The organism is Pseudomonas sp. LPB4.O (genome assembly GCF_038383825.1).
Classification (GTDB): domain Bacteria; phylum Pseudomonadota; class Gammaproteobacteria; order Pseudomonadales; family Pseudomonadaceae; genus Aquipseudomonas; species Aquipseudomonas putida.
In genome coordinates, this window is sequence record NZ_CP151298.1 from 5852176 (window position 1) to 5876018 (window position 23843).

The 23843-nt window shown below is 62.7% G+C and carries 22 protein-coding genes and 1 pseudogene; 2 read left to right on the forward strand and 21 right to left on the reverse strand.

The window, feature by feature from the left end; all coding sequences use genetic code 11:
- The first annotated feature begins 61 nt into the window (after positions 1-61).
- Positions 62-2425: a penicillin acylase family protein gene (locus MRBLPB4O_RS26460; protein ID WP_341797054.1), complete on the forward strand. Its 2364-nt coding sequence runs from the start codon at positions 62-64 to the stop codon at positions 2423-2425.
- 119 nt (positions 2426-2544) lie between these two features.
- Here the strand turns inward: MRBLPB4O_RS26460 and MRBLPB4O_RS26465 are convergent, their stop codons facing one another.
- The 18 genes from MRBLPB4O_RS26465 to MRBLPB4O_RS26550 all read right to left on the reverse strand — a co-directional run bounded on the left by MRBLPB4O_RS26465 (position 2545) and on the right by MRBLPB4O_RS26550 (position 20251).
- Positions 2545-3417: a transporter substrate-binding domain-containing protein gene (locus tag MRBLPB4O_RS26465; RefSeq protein WP_341797055.1), complete on the reverse strand. Its 873-nt coding sequence runs from the start codon at positions 3415-3417 to the stop codon at positions 2545-2547.
- Entirely contained in the window at positions 3414-4187 is a 774-nt protein-coding gene (locus MRBLPB4O_RS26470) for an amino acid ABC transporter ATP-binding protein (protein ID WP_341797056.1), read from the reverse strand. The genes MRBLPB4O_RS26465 and MRBLPB4O_RS26470 overlap by 4 nt, the downstream gene beginning before the upstream one ends.
- The gene (locus tag MRBLPB4O_RS26475) at positions 4184-4843 is read right to left on the reverse strand and encodes an amino acid ABC transporter permease (protein WP_027609997.1); all 660 of its coding nucleotides are present in this window, start codon (positions 4841-4843) and stop codon (positions 4184-4186) included. Before MRBLPB4O_RS26475 ends, MRBLPB4O_RS26470 begins: the two co-directional genes overlap by 4 nt.
- Entirely contained in the window at positions 4824-5489 is a 666-nt protein-coding gene (locus tag MRBLPB4O_RS26480; protein WP_063423255.1) for an amino acid ABC transporter permease, read from the reverse strand. Before MRBLPB4O_RS26480 ends, MRBLPB4O_RS26475 begins: the two co-directional genes overlap by 20 nt.
- A gap of 212 nt (positions 5490-5701) precedes the next feature.
- Positions 5702-6487 (reverse strand): MetQ/NlpA family ABC transporter substrate-binding protein, encoded by a 786-nt coding sequence (locus MRBLPB4O_RS26485; protein ID WP_016502129.1) that lies wholly within the window; start codon positions 6485-6487, stop codon positions 5702-5704.
- Between the two features lie 175 nt (positions 6488-6662).
- Positions 6663-7493 carry a sigma 54-interacting transcriptional regulator gene (locus MRBLPB4O_RS26490; RefSeq protein ID WP_341797057.1) on the reverse strand — a complete coding sequence of 277 codons (831 nt, stop codon included), beginning with the start codon at positions 7491-7493 and terminating at the stop codon, positions 6663-6665.
- Between the two features lie 64 nt (positions 7494-7557).
- Positions 7558-8139, reverse strand: a complete 582-nt coding sequence (locus tag MRBLPB4O_RS26495; RefSeq protein WP_341797058.1) for an alpha/beta hydrolase — start codon at positions 8137-8139, stop codon at positions 7558-7560.
- 283 nt (positions 8140-8422) lie between these two features.
- Positions 8423-8824 carry a biopolymer transporter ExbD gene (locus tag MRBLPB4O_RS26500; RefSeq protein WP_012274719.1) on the reverse strand — a complete coding sequence of 134 codons (402 nt, stop codon included), beginning with the start codon at positions 8822-8824 and terminating at the stop codon, positions 8423-8425.
- A 1-nt stretch (position 8825) separates the two neighbouring features.
- Entirely contained in the window at positions 8826-9545 is a 720-nt protein-coding gene (locus tag MRBLPB4O_RS26505; RefSeq protein WP_016502132.1) for a MotA/TolQ/ExbB proton channel family protein, read from the reverse strand.
- Between the two features lie 30 nt (positions 9546-9575).
- Positions 9576-10376: an energy transducer TonB gene (locus MRBLPB4O_RS26510; protein WP_028614098.1), complete on the reverse strand. Its 801-nt coding sequence runs from the start codon at positions 10374-10376 to the stop codon at positions 9576-9578.
- 344 nt (positions 10377-10720) lie between these two features.
- A complete protein-coding gene (locus MRBLPB4O_RS26515) occupies positions 10721-11710 on the reverse strand; it encodes a sulfate ABC transporter ATP-binding protein (RefSeq protein WP_016502134.1) in 990 nt (329 codons plus the stop codon).
- Between the two features lie 3 nt (positions 11711-11713).
- Entirely contained in the window at positions 11714-12586 is an 873-nt protein-coding gene (gene cysW, locus MRBLPB4O_RS26520) for a sulfate ABC transporter permease subunit CysW (protein WP_016502135.1), read from the reverse strand.
- Positions 12587-12597: 11 nt separating this feature from the next.
- Complete coding sequence (cysT, locus tag MRBLPB4O_RS26525) at positions 12598-13416, reverse strand: sulfate ABC transporter permease subunit CysT (RefSeq protein WP_012274724.1); 819 nt, start codon at positions 13414-13416, stop codon at positions 12598-12600.
- 186 nt (positions 13417-13602) lie between these two features.
- Positions 13603-14610 carry a sulfate ABC transporter substrate-binding protein gene (locus MRBLPB4O_RS26530; RefSeq protein WP_016502136.1) on the reverse strand — a complete coding sequence of 336 codons (1008 nt, stop codon included), beginning with the start codon at positions 14608-14610 and terminating at the stop codon, positions 13603-13605.
- Between the two features lie 48 nt (positions 14611-14658).
- Entirely contained in the window at positions 14659-14841 is a 183-nt protein-coding gene (oscA, locus tag MRBLPB4O_RS26535; RefSeq protein ID WP_016489716.1) for a sulfur starvation response protein OscA, read from the reverse strand.
- 195 nt (positions 14842-15036) lie between these two features.
- Positions 15037-18102, reverse strand: coding sequence for an efflux RND transporter permease subunit (locus MRBLPB4O_RS26540; RefSeq protein WP_341797059.1), 3066 nt, complete (start codon positions 18100-18102; stop codon positions 15037-15039).
- Positions 18099-19166 carry an efflux RND transporter periplasmic adaptor subunit gene (locus MRBLPB4O_RS26545; RefSeq protein ID WP_341797060.1) on the reverse strand — a complete coding sequence of 356 codons (1068 nt, stop codon included), beginning with the start codon at positions 19164-19166 and terminating at the stop codon, positions 18099-18101. The genes MRBLPB4O_RS26540 and MRBLPB4O_RS26545 overlap by 4 nt, the downstream gene beginning before the upstream one ends.
- Positions 19163-20251: an efflux RND transporter periplasmic adaptor subunit gene (locus MRBLPB4O_RS26550; RefSeq protein WP_341797061.1), complete on the reverse strand. Its 1089-nt coding sequence runs from the start codon at positions 20249-20251 to the stop codon at positions 19163-19165. Before MRBLPB4O_RS26550 ends, MRBLPB4O_RS26545 begins: the two co-directional genes overlap by 4 nt.
- Positions 20252-20507: 256 nt before the next feature.
- On the opposite strand from MRBLPB4O_RS26550, the pseudogene MRBLPB4O_RS26555 reads away from it, so the two are divergent.
- A pseudogene (locus MRBLPB4O_RS26555) lies at positions 20508-20711 on the forward strand (transposase); the annotation flags it as partial.
- A 148-nt stretch (positions 20712-20859) separates the two neighbouring features.
- Here MRBLPB4O_RS26555 and MRBLPB4O_RS26560 read toward each other — a convergent pair.
- Genes MRBLPB4O_RS26560 through potA form a run of 3 tightly spaced genes read right to left on the reverse strand, consistent with a single transcriptional unit; the run spans position 20860 to position 23809 of the window.
- Positions 20860-21753, reverse strand: coding sequence for an ABC transporter permease subunit (locus tag MRBLPB4O_RS26560; protein ID WP_016489721.1), 894 nt, complete (start codon positions 21751-21753; stop codon positions 20860-20862).
- A complete protein-coding gene (locus MRBLPB4O_RS26565; protein ID WP_341797062.1) occupies positions 21750-22670 on the reverse strand; it encodes an ABC transporter permease subunit in 921 nt (306 codons plus the stop codon). The genes MRBLPB4O_RS26560 and MRBLPB4O_RS26565 overlap by 4 nt, the downstream gene beginning before the upstream one ends.
- A complete protein-coding gene (gene potA, locus MRBLPB4O_RS26570) occupies positions 22667-23809 on the reverse strand; it encodes a polyamine ABC transporter ATP-binding protein (protein WP_043198900.1) in 1143 nt (380 codons plus the stop codon). The genes MRBLPB4O_RS26565 and potA overlap by 4 nt, the downstream gene beginning before the upstream one ends.
- Positions 23810-23843 lie beyond the last annotated feature (34 nt).

Here is a 23843-nt window from a genome sequence, read left to right on the forward strand (position 1 = left end):
CTGTTCGCGAATCCGCCGATGATCGGACCACATTTTCCGCTTGAACGCACAAGGAGTCTGCATGAAGCGCAGCCTGACCCTGTTGGCCGTGGTTGTGGCCGTGGCCGCTGGCGCCGGTTACTGGTACGTGCAGGGCAAACTGCCACAACGCGAGGGCGAGGTGGCCATGGCCGGCCTGCAAGCGCCGGTCAGCGTGCGCTACGACCGCCGCGGCGTGCCGCACCTGCAGGCGCAGAGCGAACCAGACCTGTATCGCGCCCTGGGCTATGTGCATGCCCAGGACCGGCTGTTCCAGATGGAGATCCTGCGCCGGCTGGCCCGTGGTGAACTGGCCGAGGTGCTGGGCGACAAGCTGCTGCCCACCGACACCCTGTTCCGCAGCCTGCGCATTCGCGATCAGGCCGCACTGATGGCCAAGCGTCAGGACCCGCAATCCGCTGCCTGGCAGGCCCTGCAAGCCTACCTCGACGGGATCAACAGCTGGCAGGCCAGCCATGCCAAGCCCATGGAGTTCGACCTGCTCGGCATCACCCCGCGCCCGTTCACCGCCGAAGACACCCTGAGCATCGCCGGTTACCTGGCCTACAGCTTCGCGGCGGCGTTTCGCACCGAGCCCGCACTGACCTACATCCGCGACCAGCTAGGGCCTGAATACCTGAACATCTTCGACCTCGGCTGGCAGCCCGAAGGCGCCTTGGGCACACCACTGGCTGCTGCCGATTGGCAAAGCCTGGAGGCCCTCGCCCGGCTCAGCCAGGAAACACTGGGCGAGGCCGGTATCCCGCAGTTCGAAGGCAGTAACGCCTGGGCAGTGGCCGGCAGCCATACCCGCAGTGGCAAGCCACTGCTGGCCGGCGACCCGCATATCGGCTTCGCGGTACCAGCGGTGTGGTACGAGGCCGAACTGTCAGCCCCCGGCTTCAACCTGTATGGCTACTTCCAGGCGCTCAACCCGTTCGCCTTGCTGGGCCATAACCGCGACTTCGGCTGGAGCCTGACCATGTTCCAGAACGACGACGTCGACCTGATCGCCGAGCGCACCAACCCGGCCGATGCCAACCAGGTCATGGTCGACGGCAAATGGCAGGCACTGGAAAAGACCGATCAGCAGATCGCGGTCAAAGGCGAAGCCCCGGTCACCCTAAGCCTGCGCCGCTCGCCGCATGGCCCGATCGTCAACGACGTGCTGGGCGCCACGGCCGGGTCCACGCCAATCGCCATGTGGTGGGCGTTTCTGGAAACCGAAAACCCGATCCTCGAAGGTTTCTATCAGCTCAACCGCGCCGATACCCTGGGCAAGATGCGCGAAGCCGCCGCCAAGGTACACGCGCCGGGGCTGAACTTTGTCTGGGCCAATGCCCATGGCGATATCGGCTGGTGGGCGGCGGCAAGGCTGCCAATCCGCCCAGACGGGGTCGATCCGGCGTTCATCCTCGACGGCGCCAGCGTGCAGGCCGACAAGCTCGGCTTCTACCCTTTCACCGTCAACCCGCAGCAGGAGAACCCGGCCCGCGGCTATATCGTCTCGGCCAACTATCAGCCCCCGGCAGCGGTGCCGATACCCGGCTACTACAACTTGCCCGACCGGGGCCGCCAGCTCGACCGCCAACTGGCCAACCCTGAGGTGAAATGGGACACGCAGAACAGCCAGGCACTGCAGCTGGACACCGCCAGCGACCATGGCCCGCGCACCCTAGCCCCGCTGCTGGCCACGCTGCGCGCGGTGGCCGAAGGTGACGAAGAAAAGGAACTGGTCGAGCAACTGGCTGCCTGGCGCGGCGACTACCCGCTGGACTCGACCAGCGCCACGCTGTTCAACCAGTTCCTCTACGAACTGGCATTTGCTGCCCTGCATGACGAACTGGGTGACACGTGGTTCCCGGTACTGATCAGCACCCGCGCCATCGATGCCGCCTTGCCGCGCCTGGCGGCGGATGCCGATTCACCCTGGTGGAACACCCGCGGAGGCAACCTGCACACCGACCGTACCGCAGTCGTGCGCACGGCTTGGCAGAGCAGTTTGAAGCATCTGCGCGACACCCTGGGCAGTGACCCGGCCAGCTGGCAATGGGGCAAGGCGCATACCCTGACGCACAACCACCCGCTGGGGGTGAAAAAGCCGCTGAACCTGCTGTTCAACGTCGGGCCGTTCGCCGCACCCGGTACCCACGAAGTGCCGAACAACCTCTCGGCGAAGATCGGCCCGGCGCCGTGGCCGGTCACCTATGGGCCGTCGACCCGGCGGCTGATCGACTTTGCCGATGCCGGGCAGGCACTGACCATCAACCCGGTCGGCCAGAGTGGCGTGCCGTTCGACAAGTATTATGCGGACCAGGCCGAGGGGTATCTGCAGGGGGAGTATCAGCGGGCGCAGATGGGGGTGATTCCGGCGCAAAGTACCCTGAGGCTGGTACCGGGTGGGTGATCGATGGGGCTGCTTTGCAGCCCATTCGCAGCACAAGGCTGCTCCTACACAAGACCGCGCAATCCTGTAGGAGCAGCCTTGTGCTGCGAATGGGCCGCAAAGCGGCCCCAATCACACGGTCAGCCCTGCCACTTGCCGCCTTCGACGATCACGCTTTCCGGCTTGGTGTCATCGCTCAGTTCCTTGCGCACATACTGGTCATACAGCTTCAGCAGAAACTTTTCTTCCCCCAGCTTGGCCAGCTCGGCATTCACCCAGTCACGCAGCTCGGTGTTGCCCTTCTTCACCGCCGGCGCAATCGGTGCTTCTTCACCCAGCAGCTGCGGCAGCACGCGGTAGCCCGGGTTCTGCTTGGCCCAGCTGAACAGGATCAGGTTGTCCTGGGCATAGGCATCGCCACGGCCGGTGGCCAGGGCCTGCAGCGACTCGCTGTTCTTTTCGAACTTGAGCAGTTTCCAGTCAGGGTGATTTTTGGTCAGCCAGATATCTGCCGTGGTGCCGGTGGTGACGATGATGGTCTTGTCGGCCAGGTCGTCGAGCTTCTGTACCGAGCTGCCATCAGCCACGATGGCCTGCACGGCAACGCGCAGGTTGGGGTTGGTGAAGTCCACCGCTTCCTTGCGCTCCGGGGTCACGGTCATGTTGGCGAGGATCAGGTCGACCTTGTCGCTCTGCAGGAACGGAATGCGGCTGGCCGGTTCCACGGCAACGAACTCGACCTTGTTTTCATCACCCAGCAGGTCCTTGGCCAGGCGCCGGCCAATGTCGGTGTCAAAGCCCACATAGCGGCCTTTTTCATCGACGAAGCCGAACGGTGGCTTGTCGGTGAACACCCCGACAATCAGCTTGTCACGGGCCTTGATGGTTTCCAGGTAGCTGGTGGCTGGCGATGCCGCTGCCGGCTTGGGCGGTTCTTCCGCCTTGTTGCAGCCGGCCAACAGGGCCAGGCCAAACAACGGCGCCAGCAGTTTGGTGAGGTTGGCAGTTTTCATGACAGTTCCTTGTGCAGTGTCTTTGGCAGGCTTTCTACGAAGGAGAATTTCTCCAGGAACTGCTGCGCGCGTGCGGTCTGCGGTCGGGTGAAGAAGCTCTCGGGGTCGCCCTGTTCAAGGATCCTGCCGGCCTCCATGAACACGATGCGGTCGGCCACCGCGCGAGCGAAGGCCATTTCGTGGGTAACGATGAGCAAGGTCATGCCGTCGCGGGCCAGGCCCTGGATCACCTGCAGCACTTCCTTGACCATTTCCGGGTCGAGTGCGGCGGTAACCTCGTCGAACAGCATCACCTCGGGGTTCATGCACAGCGAGCGCACGATGGCGATGCGCTGTTGCTGGCCGCCGGACAATTGCCGGGGGAAGGCGTCGCGTTTGTCCAGCAGGCCGACCCGCGCCAGCAGCGCCTCGGCCTGGGCCTGCGCTTCGGCTCGTTCGCGTTTTTGCACCTTGAGCGGGCCGAGCAGCAGGTTGTCGATCACGCTCATGTGGCCGAACAGGTGGTAGCTCTGGAACACCATGCCAACCCGCTGGCGAACGTCGCGCCAGTCGGTGCGCGGGTCAAGCAGGTCTTGCCCGGCCAGGCGCAGGTGGCCGCCATGGGCTTGCTCCAGGCCGTTGAGGCAGCGCAGCAGCGTGCTTTTGCCGCAACCGCTGGGGCCGAGGATGACCACCACTTCGCCGGCCGCCACCTTGAGGTCGACGTCCTTGAGCACCTGTTGCTCGCCAAAAAACTTGTTGAAACCCTGGAATTCGATCAATGCGCTCATGAGTGTGCCCAACGGCGTTCCAGCACGCGTGAAGCGGCGGACAGCGGATAACAGACGATGAAGAAGAACAGGAACAAGGCGCCATAGATCAGCACCGATTCGTAGGTGCGTTCGATGATCTGCTGGCCGGCCTTGATCACCTCGACCACGCCGATCAGCACCGCCAGCGAGCTGGTCTTGATGATCCGCGTGTAGATGTTGATAGTCGGTGGGGTCATGCGCTTGAGCGCTTGCGGCAGCAGCACGTAGCCATACAGCTGCCAGCCGGCCAGGCCGATCGACAACCCGGCCTCGCGCTGGCCCCGCGGCAGCGAGGCCAGTGCACCGCGCACCACCTCGCCTACCTCGCTGGCGCCCCACAGGGCCAGTACCAGTACGGCGCACCAGAAGCTGGGGATGCTCAGGGCAAAGAAGATCGGCAGGCCGAAGAACACCAGGTACAGCCAGACCAGCACCGGGATGGCGCGGAACAGCTCCAGGTACACCTGCAAGGCGATGTTCAGGGCACGGTTGCCCAGGGTCGCCAGCACGCCGTACAGCACGCCACCCAGCGTTGCGAACAGAATACCCAGCGCCGAGATGGCCAAGGTCTGCGCGGCGCCGCCGGCGAGCTGCGGCAACGCCTGCAGCAACAGGTCAAATCCCGAACTGGCCATGTTGCAGCCTCCTTTCCACATAGCGCAGCAGTAACGACAGCGGCAGGAACAGCAGCACGCAGAGCAGGGTCAGCACGGTGAGCATTTCGTAGGTCTTGTAGTACAGCGCGATGTAGTTCTTGGTGGTGTAGAGGATTTCCGGCACGGCCACCGCCGACACCACAGTGGTTTCCTTGAGCAGGAAGATGAAATTGGCGAACAGTGCCGGCAGGCTGAGGATACCGGCCTGGGGCAGCACCACATGGCGCAGCAGTTGCCCCTCGGAAAGGCCGATGGAACGCCCGGACTCAAGCTGGGCACGGGGCACGGCCTCGATGCCTGCCCGCAACACTTCGGTGAGGTAGGCACCGCCCATGAAGGTCATGGTGATGATCGCAGCGGAAAAACCGGAAATCTTCAGGCCCAGGCTCGGCAGTGCGAAGTAGACGAAGAACAACTGGATCAGCAGCGGCGTGTTGCGGGCCAGCTCCACGTAGGCTTTGACCAGACGCCACAGGTAGGGGGTGCGTAGTACCAGCAGGGTGGCATTGACCAGGGCTACCAGTAGCGAGGTGGCGATGGCGATCAGGCCTACCTGCAAGGTCACGCCCACGGCCTTGAGGAAGGCGGGTAGCGTGCTGAGGATGAATGCGGTGTCGAGGGTCATGGGTAAAGCAAGTCTGCGGGGTGCGCGGGGGCACGATTGCTAGACTGTAATGATCTAAAAACTTTTTAATAAATATCTTTATTGCATATGCATATCACCAAGCATTTTTCACCGGGGCATACATCCTGGGGCTGCTTTGCAGCCCCTGAAACAGAATCAAAAACGCCGACACAAGGGTGTCGGCGTTAGTCATGCAACAATCTGGAACCGAATCAGAACGCCGGCAGCACAGCGCCCTGATACTTCTTGGCGATGAATTCCTTCACCTCCGGGCTGGTCAGGGCCTTGGCCAGTTTCTGGATGGCTTCGCTGTCCTTGTTGTCCGGGCGGGCAACCAGGAAGTTCACGTACGGCGAGTCGGCACCTTCGATCACCAGCGCATCCTTGGCCGGGTTCAGGCCGGCTTCCAGGGCGTAGTTGGTGTTGATCATGTCCAGGTCGACCTGGTCCAGCACACGCGGCAGCATGGCCGACTCAAGCTCGCGGAACTTCAGCTTTTTCGGGTTCTCGGCGATGTCCTTGGGGGTGGCCAGGGCATTCTTCGGGTCTTTCAGGGTGATCAGGCCAGCCTTCTGCAGCAGGATCAGGGCGCGGCCGCTGTTGCTGCCTTCGTTAGGGATGGCAACGGTAGCGCCTTCCTTCAGCTCGGACAGGTTCTTGATCTTCTTCGAGTAGCCACCGAAGGGTTCGACGTGTACGCCAATGACCGTTTCCAGGTGGGTGCCTTTACCTTCGTTGAAGCTCTTCAGGTACGGCAGGGTCTGGAAGTAGTTGGCGTCCAGACGCTTCTGGTCCACCTGCACGTTCGGCTGCACGTAGTCGGTAAAGACCTTGATCTGCAGGTCCACGCCCTCTTTGGCCAAGGTCGGTTTGATCAGCTCAAGGATTTCGGCGTGCGGTACCGGGGTAGCGGCAACCACCAGTTTCTCGGCAGCGGCGGCCAGGCCGGAGAACGACAGGGCAGCGGCCAGGGCGGTGGTCAGCAGGGTCTTCTTCATGGTGGTCCTTGTTCTGAATCTGGGCCATCGGCGATGGCGAATCGGTTGCCCAACCGGTTCACCAGCGGGCGTGAAACGGACAATACCTAGATTTTTTATTCCGTAACAATATCTTTTACTTAGCTGCTTATTCCAAAAGCAAACTGCCACCAGCCACTTTGCTTATGAGCGGTATCTAGCGTGCGGTGTTGGGCAAGTCGAGGTCCTCTGGCTGGATCTCTTCGCTGTCATTCACCAGCAAGGCAAAGTGAATGACGTTCTCCAGTTCGCGGGTATTGCCAGGCCAGAAATGCGCCTCCAGTACCTGCTGCGCCGCCTCGCTTACCAACGGCACAGGCCGCTGCAGGCGTACGCTGTAGATGCCCACGAAGTACTCGGCCAGCGGCAGGATATCGCCCGGCCGCTCGCGCAGTGGCGGCAGTTCCAGCGCGCCCTCGCGCAGGTACTGGTACAGGCGCTCGTTGAAGCGCCCCGCACGTACCACCCGCGCCAGGTCAATGCTGGTGGCGGCGACCAGGCGCACATCCACCGGCTGTGGCTGCTGCGCGCCCACCCGGGTGACCTCGCGGTTTTCCAGGGCCGACAGCAGCTTGCCCTGGATGGCCAGCGGCAAGTCGGCAATTTCGTCCAGGTACAGCGTGCCGCCGTTGGCCGAACCGAACCAGCCGGCGCGGCTGCTGGCCGTACCGCCATGGCTGCCGGCGCTGTAGCCGAACAGCTCGGCATCGGCGTAAGTGGGGCTGATGGCCGCGCAGTTGACCGACACGAACAGCCCTCCACGGTCACTGGCACGGTGGATCTGCCGGGCCAGCAGCTCCTTGCCGGTGCCGGTTTCGCCACGGATCAGCACAGGCAAAGGTTGCGGCGCCAAGCGCTCGAGGTCTTCGCGCAACTGCTGCGAACGCGGGTCGATAAACACCAGGGCCTTGGCACGGATGCTCAGCGGGCTCTTGTCCAGCTCGGGGAAGGTCAGCAGTGGCTGGCCAAACGGGTTTTGAAACGTCATGACGAACTCCCGCCCCAGGCCTTCATTGGCCGGGCGTCAGGTAAACGGAAAACGCTAAGGCCTATCAGGCGCGACGCAGTGCGCGCTGCTCGACCCGGCTCTGCAAGCGATACAAGTAGGCGAAGCCTTGTTCCCAGCGCTCATGGCCGGACTTGACGTTGATGTGCCCGGCATTGCTCAGCAACCCCGCTTCGGCGCCCCACGCCTGGGCTAGGTAAAGCGCCCGCGGCACGCTTACGGCAGGGTCGTTGTCAGAGCTGACGACCTGGCTGGGGAATGGCAAGGCTTCGGTCGGGATCGGCGCGAAGTTGCGCAGGGCCGGCGCGCAGGTCGGCCGTTCGACGTCTGCCGGAGCCACCAGCAGTGCACCCCGCACCTGCCGCCGCAAGGCCGGACTGGCCTGCGCAGCCCAATGGGCGACAGTGACGCAGCCAAGGCTGTGGGCAATCAGGATCACCGGCGAGCGCTCGGCGGCAATCGCCTGCTCCAGCGCCTGCACCCAGTCCTGCCGTTGCGGGGTGAGCCAGTCTTGCTGCTCGACCCGCGCACTGTTGGGCAGGGTGCGCTGCCAGTGACTTTGCCAATGGTTGTCTGGCGATCCTTGCCAGCCCGGCACAATCAGGTAACGAATCGACTCATTGCGCATGGGGACGCCTCCAGTAAGTTTGCGTGCTTGGAGACAAGTATAGGGAGGGAGTTATATTCGTAAAGGAATAAGAAGCTATTTATTAATAACCAAAACACCAATAGCTTGTGCGATCCCTGTGGGAGCGGGCATGCCCGCGAAGCAAGCACCGCGGTGGATGGCACGGGCTTCGCCCGTGTTCGCGGGCACGCCCGCTCCCACAGGGATCACGCAAAAAAAAGAGGGCCAACCCCTGCCAAGAGATGTGGCCCATAAGCACTTGCCTGAAGAGGTTTGGTAAAAGTCAGCGCGCGGTTATCACCGCCAGTTTGCTGATCCCCGCACGTTCGATGGCTGCCATGGCCCGCGCCACTTCGCCGTAGTTCACGCCGTCATCGGCCTGCAGTTGCACGCGCACGTCCGCGTCCTTGTCCTTGGCAGCCTTGAGGTTGGTTTCCAGCAGGTCGGGCTGGATCTGGTCCTTGTTGATGAACAGCTTGCCTTCACCGTCGATGCTGACCACCAGCGGGTCCTTCTGCTCCACCGGGGCCACGGCCTCGGTCTTGGGCAGGTTGATAGGGATGGCGTTGGTCAGCAGCGGCGCGGTGACGATGAACACCACCAGCAGCACCAGCATGACGTCTACCAAAGGCGTGACGTTGATTTCACTGAGGACTTCGTCGCTGTCCTGGGTCGAAAAGGCCATATCAGGACGCCTCCTTCACGGGTTGGGTGAAACCAGGCTGGGCTTTTTGCACAGCAGGGTGCACCAGCACACGGAAGGCACTCTTCTGCGCCAGGCTGTAAAAGTCGTGGGCGAAGTCATCCAGGTCGGCAGCAGTCAGCTTGAGGCGACGCAGGAAGTAGTTGTACACCAGCACTGCCGGCACCGCGACGGCGATACCCACACCAGTAGCCACCAGTGCCGCACCGATGGGCCCAGCAACAGTTTCCAGGCTGGCGGAGCCGGCCGCACTGATGCCCTTGAGCGCTTCCATGATGCCCCACACGGTGCCGAACAGGCCGATGAAAGGCGAGGTACTGCCAATACTGGCGACCACCGCCAGGCCAGTTTCCAGCGAGCGGCGCTCACGCACGATCTGCTGACGCAGGGCACGCTCCAGGCGGTCCTGGTGGTTGATGGCGTGGCTCAGGTCATTGGCCTGGGTATCACCAACGGCAATCGCGGCATAGCCGGACTGGGCAACGCGGGCCGCCGGGCCGGGCAGCTCATGGCTGAGTTCGGCAGCCGAGTCCAGGCTGGAGGCAGCCCAGAACTGCTGGTGGAAGCGCTTGTCCTGGTTTTTCAGCCGCACGAACTGCGCGACCTTGACCAGGGCCAGGCCCCAGGTGACGACAGAGAAACCGACCAGCAGCCAGATGACTGCGCTTTCAACGGATTCGAGGGGGGATGCCAGCAGGCTCATGATGGTGTCTTCCTGTGTTCTGCGAAATAGTTAGCGAAGCTTGAAATCGATCGGCACGCTTACCCAGCCGGTCTGGGCCACATCGCCCTGCTTGGCGGGTACGAAGCTCCAGCGCTTGACCGCGGCCAGCGCGGCAGCGTCGAGGGCGTCACGGCCACTGCTTTTCTGTACCTGGATCTGCCCGGGCTTGCCGCTTGGCAGCACCTCTACGCGCAACAGCACGGTGCCTTCCCAACCACGGCGCTGGGCCATTTGCGGGTATTCCGGTGCCGGGTTCTTCAGGTATGCGGCGTTGGCCGATGCCGGGGTTATCGGGGCCGGCGCGGGTGGCGCTGGCGCAGGCGGTGCGGGGGCGGCCACCGGCGCTGGCGGTGGTGCCTCGACTGGCTTGGGCTGTGGCTTGGGCGCTTGCTTGACCACAGGCTTGGGCACGGGCTTTGGCTTGGGTTTGGGCTTGGCGGCCAGTTCGTCGACTACCGGTGGTGGCGGTGGCGGCTCGACCACAGGCGGCGCGGGCGCTGGCGGCGGTGGTTCGACCACGGGCGGCGCTGGCGCTGCGAACTCGATGGTCATGGGCGGCACCTGTGGCGGCACCACTGGCAGCTCGGGCGTTGGCGCCTGGCTAACCCAGTACGCTGCAGCGCCATGCAGCACCAGCACCAGCAGGCCCAACACCAGCTTGTCGCGGCGCTTGAGCCCGCTGACGGGCGTGCGTTGCAGGCGCAGCTGGCCAAGCGGGAGGCGAAGCGTGCGTCCAAGCTCGACCAGGTCACCCGGGGCCGGGCGCCATGGCTGGTCGTAGGCCCTGACGGCCGACTGGACATTACCCATTGATCAAACTCCTGGGGTCTCGATTCAGGTGTGTGGCTGAATCATCGGGGCCAGAGGCTTATCTCTTAAAGTAATGTTTAAAATTATGGTTAGAACTTAATTGAATATCTTTTTTTAGGGGGAGCGTGAAACCCACGAATTGCGCGGCCTGCGGCTTTCAGGGGTAAGTGCGATGCATTGTCGGCATGAAAAATATTCGCGCAAGGCATGAGAATGCCGCGAGGGCTGCGCCCTCGATCGCCGGCAAGCCAGCTCCCACATCGGCCGCGGCACACAGCCCCGGCAATCCGTCAGGCAAAAAAAAGCCCGGAACCAAGCCCGGGCTTTTTCTCATCAAGTGCGGCTCAGATATCCGCCACCTTCTGCCAAACCTTCGGCCGGAAGAACAACGTCTCGCCCCGCGCCAGCCCGGTCAGGCTGTCATGGTCCTTGACCACCTCGGCCTCGATCAACTCGCTCTGCCCTTCCACCTTCAAGGTCACTCGCGTGGTAGCGCCCAGCGGCCGGATATCCCGCACCTCGGCAGCATGGTGCCCTTCGGTCTCATGCCGCGACAGCGACACCTCGTGCGGGCGGAACAGCACATGGTGCCCTTCGCTCACCGCCAGGCGGTTCGAATCGCCCAGGAAGTGGTAGACGAAATCGTTGGCGGGCTTTTCGTACACCTCGCCCGGCGAGCCGATCTGCTCGATCACGCCCTTGTTCATGACCACGATGCGGTCAGCCACTTCCATGGCCTCTTCCTGGTCGTGGGTGACGAACACCGACGTCAGGTTGATGTCTTCGTGCAGCCGCGCCAGCCAACGGCGCAGCTCCTTGCGCACCTTGGCGTCCAGCGCACCGAACGGCTCGTCCAGCAGCAGCACCTTGGGCTCCACGGCCAGGGCGCGGGCCAGGGCGATACGCTGCCGCTGGCCGCCGGACAGCTGCTCCGGGTAGCGGTCGGACAACCAGTCCAGCTGCACCATGTTCAGCAGCTCGTGCACTTTCTCGGCAATCTTGCTCTCGCTCGGGCGCTCGCCCTTGGGCTTCATGCGCAGGCCGAAGGCGACGTTGTCGAACACGCTCATGTGGCGGAACAGCGCGTAGTGCTGGAACACGAACCCGACGTTGCGGTCACGCACGTCGTGGCCGGACACATCCTCGCCATGGAACACGATGTTGCCCTGGTCCGGGGTTTCCAGGCCGGCGATGATGCGCAGCAGGGTGGTCTTGCCACAGCCGGACGGGCCCAGCAGCGCCACCAGCTCGCCGCTGTTGATGTCCAGGTTGATGTTGTTCAGGGCCTGGAAGCTGTTGAAGCGCTTGCTGACATTACGAACTTCGATCGACATGAATCATTCCTCCGCGGCGCTGTGGCGCAGGCGGTTAATACGGTTCTCGCTCCACTGCTTGAGCAGCAGGATGAAGAGCGCCAGGATCAGCAACAGGCTGGCCACGCTGAAGGCTGCGACGTGGTTGTACTCGTTGTAGAGGATCTCTACGTGCAGCGGCAAGGTGTTGGTCACGCCACGAATGTGGCCCGACACCACCGACACCGCGCCAAACTCGCCCATGGCCCGTGCAGTACACAGCACCACGCCATAGATCAGGCCCCATTTGATGTTGGGCAATGTCACGTGCCAGAACATCTGCCAGCCATTGGCGCCGAGCAGGCGCGCGGCCTCCTCTTCTTGCGTGCCCTGCTCCTGCATCAGCGGGATCAGCTCACGGGCCACGAATGGCACGGTGACGAAAATGGTCGCCAGGACGATGCCCGGCAGGGCGAAGACGATCTGGATGTCATGGTCCTGCAGCCAGGGCCCGAACAGGCCCTGCGCGCCGAACATCAGCACGTAGACCAGGCCGGCAATTACCGGCGATACCGAGAACGGCAGGTCGATCAGGGTGACCAGGATACTTTTGCCACGGAAGGTGTACTTGCTCACGCACCAGGCTGCGCTGACACCGAACACCAGGTTCAACGGTACCGAAATGGCTACAGCGAGCAGGGTCAGCTTCAGCGCCGACAAGGCATCAGGCTCGAAGATCGCCTCGAAGAAGGTGCCAAAACCGTTCTTCAGCGCCTGCGACACCACGATCACCAGCGGCAGCAGCAGGAACAGGGCGAACACCAGCCAGCCAAGGCCGATAAGAATGCGCCGCGAGGTAGCACTGCCACGGCGGGCTGCGTTGGCGGCGGCGCTTGCACTCAGGGATGAACTGGACATGCCGGCCTCCTTCAAGGGGTTTCGATGCGGCGCTGCAGCAGGTTGATCAGCAGCAGCAGGATGAAGGAAACCACCAGCATCAGCACGCCGATGGCAGTCGCGCCGGTGTAGTCGTACTGGTCAAGCTTGACCATGATCAGCAGCGGCAGGATCTCGGTCTTCATCGGCATGTTGCCGGCAATGAAGATCACCGAACCATACTCGCCCACGCCGCGGGCGAAGGCCAAGGCAAAGCCGGTGAGCCAGGCCGGCAGCAGGGCTGGCGCCAGTATATGGCGGAACACCTGCAGCGGCTTGGCTCCCAGGCAGGCCGCGGCCTCTTCCACTTCACGCGGGATATCGGCCAGTACCGGCTGCACCGTGCGCACCACGAACGGCAAGGTGACGAAGGTCAGCGCCAGGGTGATGCCCAGCGGGGTGTAGGCAATCTTGAAGCCAAGGTCGGTGGCGAACTGGCCAACCCAGCCCGCAGGCGCGTACAGGGCAGTCAGGGCGATACCGGCAACGGCGGTGGGCAGGGCGAACGGCAGGTCGATCATCGCGTCGATGATCTTGCGCCCAGGGAACGTGTAGCGCACCAGCACCCAGGCCAGCAGGGTGCCGATCACCCCGTTGATGATGGCGGCGAACAGGGCGGTGCCGAAACTCAGCTTGAGCGCGGCGATCACCCGCGGCGCACTGATGATGTTCCAGAACTGCTCCCAGGTCAGCTGCGAGGCATGAATGAACATGGCTGCCAGCGGTATCAGCACGATCAGGCTGAGGTACACCAAGGTGTAGCCCAGCGTCAGCCCGAAGCCGGGTATGACGGGGGAAATACGACGCGACATAAGTATCCCTGGTTGAACGCACTATGCCCGGGAACAATCCCGGGCCGGTGCAAGCTTTTGAATCCTGGGGCTGCGTTGCAGCCCATTCGCGGCACAAGGCCGCTCCTACAGGGGGTTGCGATTCCTTGTGGGAGCGGCCTTGTGCCGCGAATGGGCCGCAAGGCGGCCCCCGCTTTTCCCTGGCGTTTACTGTGCCTGATAGATCTGGTCGAACACACCGCCATCATTGAAGAATTTGGGTTGTGCAGTTTTCCAGCCACCGAAGTCCTTGTCGATGGTTACCAGGTCCAGTTTCGGGAATTGCTTGCCGAATTCGGCGGCGACCTTCTCGTCACGCGGGCGGTAGAAGTTCTCGGCGGCAATCTTCTGCCCGGCCGGGCTGTACAAGTGCTTGAGGTATTCGGTGGCAATGTCGGTATTGCCCTTCTTCTCGGCGTTCTTGTCCACCACCGCCACGGGCGGTTCGGCCAGGATCGACAGCGACGGTACGACGATGTCGAACTTGTCGGCGCCACCGTCTTCCTTCAGCGCCAGGAAGGCTTCGTTTTCCCAGGCCAGCAACACGTCGCCTTGGCCGTTGTTGACGAAGGTGATGGTCGAGCCACGGGCGCCGGTATCCAGCACCGGTACGTGCTTGAACAGCTCCTGCACGTAGGCCTTGGCCTTGTCTTCGCTACCACCGGCCTTCAGGCCATAGGCCCAGGCCGCCAGGAAGTTCCAGCGTGCACCGCCGGAGGTTTTCGGGTTGGGGGTGATGACCGAGACGTCCTTCTTGATCAGGTCGCCCCAGTCCTTGATGCCTTTCGGGTTGCCCTTGCGCACCAGGAACACGATGGTCGAGGTATACGGGGTGCTGGCATCCGGCAGGCGGGTCTGCCAGTTGTCCGGCAGGGTCTTGCCGAGCTTGGCCACTTCGTCGATGTCGCCGGCCAGGGCCAGGGTCACCACGTCGGCGCGCAGGCCGTCGATCACCGCACGGGCCTGCTTGCCCGAGCCACCATGGGATTGCTGGATCTTCACCTTGTCGCCCGGGTGGGCCTGCTGCCAGTGCTTGATGAACTCGGCGTTGTACTGCTGGTACAGCTCGCGGGTCGGGTCGTAGGACACGTTCAGCAGTTCGTAGTCCTTGGCGATGGCGGAACCGGCAAAAACAGCACTGGCCAGGGCGGCGAGCGCATAACGGCGAATGGACATGGTGAAGCTCCCGATTGGCATTTTTCTAATTTTGGAGGTGTGGCGCGATCAGCCGGACTTGTTGCCGGGCTGTTGCAGGCGGAACTTCTCCTTGCGCTCGATCTGTACGACCTGAGCGTTGTGCACAGTGATCTCCACCGCACCAAACCGCAGGTCGCGCAAGGCGCTCTGGATTTCACGCAGAATGGTGGCTTCGTCCTGACCGTCGATGCTACGCAGAGATGCACTCATGCTCGTTCTCCTTGGAGTGAGGGTGCCGGGCAGAGGTTAGAAGGGGATTTGCGCCTGGCCTGAGGGCAATAGTAGTGAGGCGGAGTTATTCTTAAAAATACTGTTTAAGAATGTTTATATAACCAAATTAAAATTGCAGTATTACAGGCGACGAAAGTACCTCTGTGGGAGCGGGCATGCCCGCTCCCACAGGGTTTAGTGCTGGGTTTTGGTACTGTTTTCAGGCTCGCGGATCTTGTACCAGGCCACATACAGCGCCGGCAGGAACAGCAGCGTCAGCAAGGTGGCAACGATGATCCCGCCAATCATGGCGTAGGCCATCGGCCCCCAGAACACCTCGCGGGCAATCGGGATCATGCCCAGGCTCGCCGCCGCTGCGGTCAGCAGGATCGGCCGACGACGATGGTTGGTGGCCTCCACCACCGCATCCCACGGCGAGAAGCCCTGGGCTTCGAACTCGTCGATCTGGGTTACCAGGATCACCGAGTTACGAATGATGATACCCGCCAGCGCCAGGATGCCGAGGATCGCCACGAAGCCCATCGGCGTGCCCGTGGGCACCAGCGCCAGTACCACGCCGATCAACCCCAGCGGCGCCACGCTGACCACCAGGAACAATTTCTGCACGCTGTGCAGCTGGATCATCAGGAAGGTCGCCATAAGGAACAGCATCAGCGGAATGACCTTGGCGATGGGGCCCTGGGCCTTGCTGCTCTCCTCCACCGTACCGCCCGTGGCCACTTCGTAACCGACCGGCAACTGGCTGGCGAACTCATCGATCTTCGGCTTGAGCTGCGCCACCAGGTCTGTGGGCTGGATCTCGCCATTGACCGAAGCCTTGATGGTGATGGTCGGCTTGCGGTCACGGCGCCACACCAGCGGTTGCTCCAGCTCGTAACGCACGGTGGCGAACGACAGCAGCGGGATCGAGGTGCCGTTGGGGGTAAGAATTTGCAGGTTCTGCAGCGTATCGGGCGAGCCGCGCTCGCTGTCTTCGGCGCGCGCGACCACGTCCACCAGGTAGATGTTGTCGTTGACCTGGGTGATCTGCACGCCACTGACGATGCTGTTCATCACATTGGCCACGTCTTCTGACGATAGCCCCAGCTGGCGGGCCTTGTCCTGGGCGATTTCCACGCGCAGCACCTTACCCGGCTCGTTCCAGTCGTAGATCATCTCGCCGATGTGTTCGTTCTGGTCCAGCAAGGTGGCCAGCTCGATGGCGTGCTTGCGCACCTGGTCGATGTTGGCACCGCTGACCCGGTACTGGATCGGCCGGCCCACCGGCGGGCCCATCTCCAGCGACTGCACGTTGGTACCGATGCCGACGAAGTCTTCATGCAGGATCTTCTGCAGGCGGTCGATCATGCCCTGGCGCTCTTCGAAGCCCTTGCTGACGATCACCAACTGCGCGTAGTACGGGTTCTGCAGCTGCTGGTCGAGGGGCAGGTAGAAGCGAATCGCGCCTTGCCCGATGTAGGTGCTCCAGCGCACCAGGTCCGGGTCGTCCTTGATCCGCGCCTCGAGGCGGTCGACCACCTTGCGCGTTTCCTCGATCGAGGCGTTCTGCGGCAGGTTGAGGTCGACGAGAATTTCCGGGCGGTCCGAGGACGGGAAGAACTGGTTCTGCACAAAACGCATGCAGAAGATCGACAGGGCGAACAGCACTACGGTGCCGATGATGGTCAACCACCGGTTGCGCATGCACCACAGCAACCCGCCCTCAAATGCCCGCCCGACCCGGCCAGGCTCGGCGTCGTGGGCCTTGAGCTTGTCGCCTTTGAGGATATGCACCCCGAGCACTGGCGCGAAGAACACCGCCACCACCCAGGACACGATCAGCGCCACGGCGATCACCGCGAACAGGGTGAAGGTGTATTCACCCGCAGAGCTGGCGTTGAGGCCAATGGGCACGAACCCAGCCACGGTCACCAAGGTGCCGGTAAGCATGGGGAAGGCTGTAGAGGTGTAGGCGAACGTCGCCGCCTGCTCCTTGCTTTCGCCCATTTCCAGCCGCGTGACCATCACCTCCACGGTAATCATCGCATCGTCCACAAGCAGGCCAAGCGCAATGATCAGCGCACCCAGCGAAATCCGCTGCATGGTGATGCCGCTGTACTCCATGAACACGAACACCATGGCCAGCACCAGCGGAATCGAGCAGGCAACCACCAGGCCGGCGCGTACGCCAAGGCTGACGAAACTCACGGCCAGCACGATCACCACCGCCTCGAACAGCGCGCTGGTGAAGCCGCCGACCGCCTCCTTGACCACCACTGACTGGTCGGAGACGGTGTGTACCCCGACACCTACCGGCAGGTCTTCGATTACCTGGTCCATGCGCTTTTTCAGTGCCGCACCAAACACCTGGATATTGCCGCCGGCCTTCATGCCGATGGCCAGGCCAAGGGCCGTCTGGCCGTTGTAGCGGAACATGGGCGAAGGCGGGTCGACGTAGCCACGCTCGATGTCGGCGATATCGGCCAGGCGGAAGAAGCGATCGTTGATCCTCAAGTTGACGGTTTGCAGGTCCTTTTCCGAGGCAAACTGCCCGGACGTTCGCACCGAAATACGCTCCGGCCCGGCCTCGATCATGCCGGCCGGCGTCACCGCGTTCTGCGCTTGCAGTGCCTGCATCACCTGGCGCTGGTCAATGCCCAGGGCAGCCAGCTTGCGGGTGGAGAAGTTCAGGTACAGCACTTCGTCCTGGGTGCCGACCAGCTCGATCTTGCCGATGTTGGGTACATCGCGGACCTCCGCCCGCGCCTGTTCCACGTAGTCACGCAGCTGGCGCAAGGTCAGGCCGTCGGCGGTAAAGGCATAGATCGAGCCGAATACATCACCGAATTCGTCGTTGAAGCCCGGGCCCTGGATGCCCGCCGGGAATTCGCCACGAATATCCTGGATCTTCTTGCGCACCTGGTACCAGATATCCGGGATGTCCTTGGCTTTGGTGGTGTCGCGCAGGTACACGTAGACGGTGGACTCACCCGGTCGGGTGTAGCTTTTGGTGTAGTCGAGAGAGTCCAGCTCCTCGAGCTTCTTCTCGATGCGGTCGGTGACCTGGTACAGGGTTTCGTCCTGGGTCGCGCCGGGCCAGCGGGTCTGGATGACCATGGTCTTGATGGTGAACGACGGGTCTTCCTCTCGGCCCAGGTTGAAGTAGGAGAAAATCCCCATCAACAAGCCAACGAACATCAGGTACCAGACGAACGATTGATGCTTGAGTGCCCAGTCGGACAGGTTGAAGCTTCCTTTCATTGCGCATCCTCGTCGAAGGTGACCTTCTGGCCAGGCTTGAGGCTGTTGACGCCGGCGGTGACCACGCGCTCACCAGGCTGCACGCCGGCGCTCAGCACGACGCTGTCCGCGGTGCGGCCGATCAGCGTCACGTCACGGGTGGCCACAGTCTTCTGCTGGGTATCGATCACCCATACTTGGGTCTTGCCATCGCGCTCGAGCAAGGCACTCAAGGGCAATTCGCTGCGCGGGGACACTTGCGAACTGAGGGTCACACTGATGGCGGTGCCGAGGTGAAAGGCCGCCGGCGTGCTGGCCAGGGTCAGGCGAGCGCGGCGGGTACGGGTGGTGGCATCGGCCTGGGGCTCCAGTTCGCGCAGGCTTGCCGTGGTGCTGATGGTCGGGTCCAGTTGCGAGGCCACGGTGAACGTCAGGTTTTTGCTCATCTGCTCGGCCAGGCCGATTGGCAGGTCGATGACCGCTTCCTTCACATCCGGTCGGGCCAGGGTCACCACGGCCTGCCCGGCCGTTACCGTTTGCCCGGCTTCGGCCTGCCAGGCGGTAATCACGGCGGCGTGGTCGGAGCGCAGGGTGCTGTAGTCAAGCTGGTCACGTGCCTGGCTGAGCGTAGAGCGCGCCTGCTCCAGCGCCGCGCTGGTGGTTTTCAGGTTGGTCTGGGCGATATCCAGCTGGGCCTGGGCGCCAACGCCGCGGTCATACAGCTGTTGCTGACGACGGGCATCGGCCTGGGCGTTGATCCACTGCGCCTGCACCTTGGCCAGGTCGCCTTCGGCTGCGCGCAGCTGGTTCTGCTGGTCGGTCGGGTCGAGGGTGGCCAAGGTGTCGCCCGGCTTCACCTGGGCGCCCACATCCAGCCAACGCCGGGCAATGCGCCCGGAAACCCGAAAGCCCAGGGTACTTTCGAAACGCGCCTGGATACTGCCGGCGAAGCGGCCCAGCTGTGACTGCACCTGGGGTTCGACCTTCACCGACAGCACCGGCCGAATCGGCTCTGGTGCTTCTTCGTCGCTACTGCAGCCAGCCAGCAATACGCCGGCCGACAGCATCAGCAGCAGGCGTTTCATAGCTCACCCCCTTGGGCTTTGGCGTCCACCTTCTGCACCTGCATGCCGGGGTGCAGCAACTGCCCGCCAGTGACCACCACGGTTTCGCCGCCCTTCAGGCCGCTGGCGACCACAATCTTGCCGGTGAGGTAACGGCTGACGTCGACTTTGCGCAATTCCACCTTGTCGCCCTCGCCCACCACCCACACAGCGGGCTCATGCAGGGCCTTGGTCAGCGCCGACCACGGCAGTTCGATGCTGGGCCGGCCCTGGGCATTGGTGGTGGCGGTCACCGGTGCACCCAGTTGCATACCTGCAGGCACGTCTTTCAGGCCGACCTTGACCTGCACCGTGCCGCTTTGCGCCGACACCGTCGGGGTGATTTCGCGCACGAAGCCATGGGCCTGGACCTTGGGGTCGTCCAGCAGGCTGACGATCACCCCTGCATCGCTGGGGGGGGCTACCAGCAGCGATTCGTAGACGTTGAACACTGCATCGCGGTCGCCATCGGTGGCCAGGCTGAAGATCGGCATGGTCGCCTGCACCACCTGGCCGACTTCGGCCTGGCGCTCGGTGATCACCCCGGCGGCCTCGGAGACCAGTGCGGTGTAGCTGAGTTGCTCGTTGGCATTGGCCAGTTGCGCCTGGGCGGCCTTGAGCGCGCTCTGATTGCTGCGCAGCGCGGCCTCGGCAGCATCGTATTCGCTCTGGCTGGTGTAGCCCTTGGGCAGCAGTTTTTGCTGGCGCACGAAGGCGGCGCTGGTCTGGGTGACCCGCGCCTGCGCGGCGAATACTTCGGCCTTGGCCGAGTCGACGTTGTTCTGCAGGTCTTTTGGGTCGAGCCGGGCCAGCACCTGGTTGGCCTTGACGTGATCGCCCACATCCACACTGCGCGCAATGATCTTGCCGCCGACGCGGAACGACAAATCGGTCTGCACCCGCGCCTGTACGTCGCCGGTCAGGGTGACCCTGGCAGCGAAATCGGTGGGCTGGACCTGTTGCACACCTACCCGAGGCAACGTCTCGGGGACCTCTTCCTTGCTACAGCCGGTGAGCATGTAAAGCAGCCCCAGGCAGACGACCGACAGCGGACGCATCAACGCCATGCTGGCTCCTTGCTTGTGCACAAATGATTGTGGAATGCGACTGTGAGCGTAGTTCAGGGTTCGATAAACATCACTGACGCGGATCAGTTCGGTATTTTCACAGCCTGTGCCGGCCTCTTCGCGCCACCCTTGGGACCTGTGCAGTACCTGTGGGAGCGGGCGTGCCCGCGAAGAGGCCCGCACGGCACACCTGAGCTTCTGCCATATCCAGAAACCAACAGCTACCCGGCAGTGCCAGTTGAGCCGCTACCGTTCAAAATTCAAATCACGCACAGCCATTGCGTTGCGCAAGGCAGGTGTCAGGCACAAACGGATATGGCAGCCGGGTTACCAGGACCATGCGCTGCGCAGAGAAGAGAATGTGGTGCATGTAGCCCGGTACATTGTTGCCAATCCATTGAGGGCTGGATTGGTCAGGAGTGTCAGGGACTATCCCCACTGGGACGCCGTATGGCTTTGAATGGGTGCTGGGGCATTCGCGGGCTTGCCCGCTCCCACAGGGTTCATCACAAACCTGATGACTGTAGTTTCCCCCCCCTACAGGGCCCACCACAAGCTGAAAACTGTGGTGTCCCTGTGGGAGCGGGCATGCCCGCGAAAGGGCCGGGTCAGGCCGACGCAGCTACCTGTGTCGGGCGCTTGACCTGCGGCTGCGAAGCATTGGCCGCAGCGCCTTCCTCGATCGCCTGCTGAATCGCCTTGCGACGACGCTCTTCGCTGCGGCGGCTGAAGTACCAGACAAAGAAGGTCACCAGCGACACCGACAGCAGGATCAGGCTGGCCACGGCGTTGATCTCCGGCTTCACGCCCAGGCGCACTGCCGAGAACACTTCCATCGGCAAGGTGGTCGAACCCGGGCCAGACACGAAGCTGGCCAGTACCAGGTCGTCCAGCGACAGCGCGAACGACATCATGCCGCCCGCCGCCAGCGACGGCGCGATCATCGGGATGGTGATCAGGAAGAACACCTTCCACGGCTTGGCACCCAGGTCCATTGCCGCTTCTTCGATCGACAGGTCCAGCTCACGCAGCCGCGCCGATACAACCACCGCCACATACGCCGCACAGAACGTGGTGTGGGCGATCCAGATAGTGACGATACCGCGCTCCTGCGGCCAGCCGATCATCTGCGCCATGGCCACGAACAGCAGCAACAGCGACAGACCGGTGATCACTTCAGGCATTACCAGCGGCGCGGTGACCAGGCCACCGAACAGCGTACGGCCCTTGAAGCGGGTGACCCGGGTCAGCACGAAGGCCGCCAGCGTACCCAGCGCCACCGCCGCCACCGCCGTGTAGCAGGCGATTTCCAGCGAGCGCATCACCGACCCCATCAACTGGGTGTTGTCGAGCAGGCCGACGTACCACTTGATCGACCAGCCACCCCACACCGTCACCAGTTTGGAGGCGTTGAACGAGTAGATCACCAGGATCAGCATCGGCAGGTAGATGAACAGCAAGCCGAGCACCAGCATCAGCTTGGAGAAACTGAAGCGTTTCATGCGCGGCCCTCCATTTCTTTGGCCTGGCTGCGGTTGAACAGCAGGATCGGCACAATCAGGATCGCCAGCATCACTACCGCAAGCGCAGAGGCTACCGGCCAGTCACGGTTGTTGAAGAACTCCTGCCACAGCACTTTACCGATCATCAGGGTTTCCGGGCCGCCGAGCAGTTCAGGGATCACGAACTCGCCCACCACCGGGATGAACACCAGCATGCAGCCGGCGATGATGCCGTTTTTCGACAGCGGCACGGTGATTTTCCAGAAGCTGTTGAAGGTGCTCGAACCCAGGTCCGATGCCGCTTCCAGCAGGCTCTGGTCATGCTTCACCAGGTTGGCGAACAGCGGCAGGATCATGAACGGCAGGTACGAATAGACCACGCCGATGTACACCGCCAGGTTGGTGTTGAGGATTTGCAGCGGCTGGTCGATCAACCCGGTCCACAGCAGGAAGCCGTTCAGCAGCCCGTTGTTGCTGAGGATGCCCATCCAGGCGTAGACGCGAATCAGGATCGCGGTCCAGGTCGGCATCATGATCAGCAGCAGCAGGACGGTCTGGGTTTCCTTCTTGGCGTTGGCAATGGCGTAGGCCATCGGGAAGCCGATCAGCAGGCACATCAGGGTGCTGAAGAAGGCCATCTTCAACGAGCCCAGATAAGCCGAAAGGTACAGTTCATCCTCGGTCAACAAGCCATAGTTGGCCAGGTTGAGTACCAACTGGATCTTGTCTTCGACGTAGCTGTAGATCTCGGTGTACGGCGGGATCGCCACGTCGGCTTCGGCGAAACTGATCTTCAGCACGATGAAGAACGGCAGCATGAAGAACAGGAACAGCCAGATGAACGGCACGCCGATCACCACGTGCCGCCCCTTCGGGGTCAGGCGCTGGAAGGCTCGCTTGAGCTTGCGCAGTTTCATGACCGCAGTACCACGCCGCTGTCGTCTTCCCACCACACGTACACTTCATCGCCCCAGGTCGGGCGGGTGCCCTGGCGCTCGGCGTTGGCGACGAACGACTGCACCACCTTGCCGCTCGGCAGCTCGACGTAGAACACCGAGTGGCCGCCCAGGTAGGCGATGTCGTGTACCTTGCCGCGCGACCAGTTGTGCTCGCAGGTCGGCTGCTGGGTAGTGACCAGCATCTTTTCCGGGCGCAGGGCGTAGGTGATGTGCTTGTCTTCCACCGAGGTGGTGATGCCGTGGCCGACGTAGATCTTGCGCTCCAGCTCCGGGCTGGCAATGATCGCGTGGCCTTCGGCGTCGTCCACCACTTCACCTTCGAACAGGTTGACGTTGCCGATGAACTCGCACACCAGGCGGCTGGTTGGCGTTTCGTAGATATCCACAGGCGAGCCGATCTGGGCGATCCAGCCCAAGTGCATGATGGCGATACGCTGGGCCATGGTCATGGCCTCTTCCTGGTCGTGGGTCACCATCACGCAGGTCACGCCCACGCGCTCGATGATCTCCACCAGTTCCAGCTGCATCTGCGAACGCAGTTTCTTGTCCAGCGCACCCATCGGCTCGTCGAGCAGCAGCAGCTTGGGGCGCTTGGCCAGGGAGCGGGCCAAGGCTACGCGCTGACGCTGTCCACCGGACAGCTGGTGCGGCTTGCGCTTGGCGTACTGGGTCATGTGCACCAGCTTGAGCATCTCGGCCACGCGGGCGTCGATGTCAGCCTTGGGCAGCTTGTCCTGCTGCAGGCCGAAGGCGATGTTCTGCGCCACGGTCATGTGTGGGAACAGGGCGTAGGACTGGAACATCATGTTGATCGGCCGCTCGTAGGGCGGCATGTCGGTGATGTCGACGCCGTCGAGCAGGATCCGCCCTTCGGTAGGGCGCTCGAAGCCGGCCAGCATGCGCAGCAGGGTCGATTTGCCGGAACCGGAGCCACCCAGCAGGGCGAAGATCTCGCCTTTGCGGATTTCCAGTGACACATCGTCTACGGCGATGGTTTCGTCGAACTTCTTCGTGACCCGGTCGATTTTGACCAGCACCTGCTTGGGTTGCTGGCCACCCTCGAGGGCTTTCTTATAGGCACCGGAGGCAACTGCCATGAGTGAAACTCCCAACAAGATTTGTGTGCCCGCC

Coding starts and splice junctions, on each gene's coding strand:
- oscA (WP_016489716.1), bottom strand. CDS start 14,841: ATGAGTGCATCTCTGCGTAGCATCGACGGTCAGGACGAAGCCACCATT.
- MRBLPB4O_RS26500 (WP_012274719.1), bottom strand. CDS start 8,824: ATGGCCTTTTCGACCCAGGACAGCGACGAAGTCCTCAGTGAAATCAAC.
- MRBLPB4O_RS26460 (WP_341797054.1), top strand. CDS start 62: ATGAAGCGCAGCCTGACCCTGTTGGCCGTGGTTGTGGCCGTGGCCGCT.
- MRBLPB4O_RS26465 (WP_341797055.1), bottom strand. CDS start 3,417: ATGAAAACTGCCAACCTCACCAAACTGCTGGCGCCGTTGTTTGGCCTG.
- MRBLPB4O_RS26510 (WP_028614098.1), bottom strand. CDS start 10,376: ATGGGTAATGTCCAGTCGGCCGTCAGGGCCTACGACCAGCCATGGCGC.
- MRBLPB4O_RS26505 (WP_016502132.1), bottom strand. CDS start 9,545: ATGAGCCTGCTGGCATCCCCCCTCGAATCCGTTGAAAGCGCAGTCATC.
- cysW (WP_016502135.1), bottom strand. CDS start 12,586: ATGTCCAGTTCATCCCTGAGTGCAAGCGCCGCCGCCAACGCAGCCCGC.
- cysT (WP_012274724.1), bottom strand. CDS start 13,416: ATGTCGCGTCGTATTTCCCCCGTCATACCCGGCTTCGGGCTGACGCTG.
- potA (WP_043198900.1), bottom strand. CDS start 23,809: ATGGCAGTTGCCTCCGGTGCCTATAAGAAAGCCCTCGAGGGTGGCCAG.
- MRBLPB4O_RS26475 (WP_027609997.1), bottom strand. CDS start 4,843: ATGGCCAGTTCGGGATTTGACCTGTTGCTGCAGGCGTTGCCGCAGCTC.
- MRBLPB4O_RS26515 (WP_016502134.1), bottom strand. CDS start 11,710: ATGTCGATCGAAGTTCGTAATGTCAGCAAGCGCTTCAACAGCTTCCAG.
- MRBLPB4O_RS26495 (WP_341797058.1), bottom strand. CDS start 8,139: ATGCGCAATGAGTCGATTCGTTACCTGATTGTGCCGGGCTGGCAAGGA.
- MRBLPB4O_RS26545 (WP_341797060.1), bottom strand. CDS start 19,166: ATGAAACGCCTGCTGCTGATGCTGTCGGCCGGCGTATTGCTGGCTGGC.
- MRBLPB4O_RS26540 (WP_341797059.1), bottom strand. CDS start 18,102: ATGAAAGGAAGCTTCAACCTGTCCGACTGGGCACTCAAGCATCAATCG.
- MRBLPB4O_RS26470 (WP_341797056.1), bottom strand. CDS start 4,187: ATGAGCGCATTGATCGAATTCCAGGGTTTCAACAAGTTTTTTGGCGAG.
- MRBLPB4O_RS26560 (WP_016489721.1), bottom strand. CDS start 21,753: ATGAAACGCTTCAGTTTCTCCAAGCTGATGCTGGTGCTCGGCTTGCTG.
- MRBLPB4O_RS26530 (WP_016502136.1), bottom strand. CDS start 14,610: ATGTCCATTCGCCGTTATGCGCTCGCCGCCCTGGCCAGTGCTGTTTTT.
- MRBLPB4O_RS26490 (WP_341797057.1), bottom strand. CDS start 7,493: ATGACGTTTCAAAACCCGTTTGGCCAGCCACTGCTGACCTTCCCCGAG.
- MRBLPB4O_RS26485 (WP_016502129.1), bottom strand. CDS start 6,487: ATGAAGAAGACCCTGCTGACCACCGCCCTGGCCGCTGCCCTGTCGTTC.
- MRBLPB4O_RS26480 (WP_063423255.1), bottom strand. CDS start 5,489: ATGACCCTCGACACCGCATTCATCCTCAGCACGCTACCCGCCTTCCTC.
- MRBLPB4O_RS26565 (WP_341797062.1), bottom strand. CDS start 22,670: ATGAAACTGCGCAAGCTCAAGCGAGCCTTCCAGCGCCTGACCCCGAAG.
- MRBLPB4O_RS26550 (WP_341797061.1), bottom strand. CDS start 20,251: ATGGCGTTGATGCGTCCGCTGTCGGTCGTCTGCCTGGGGCTGCTTTAC.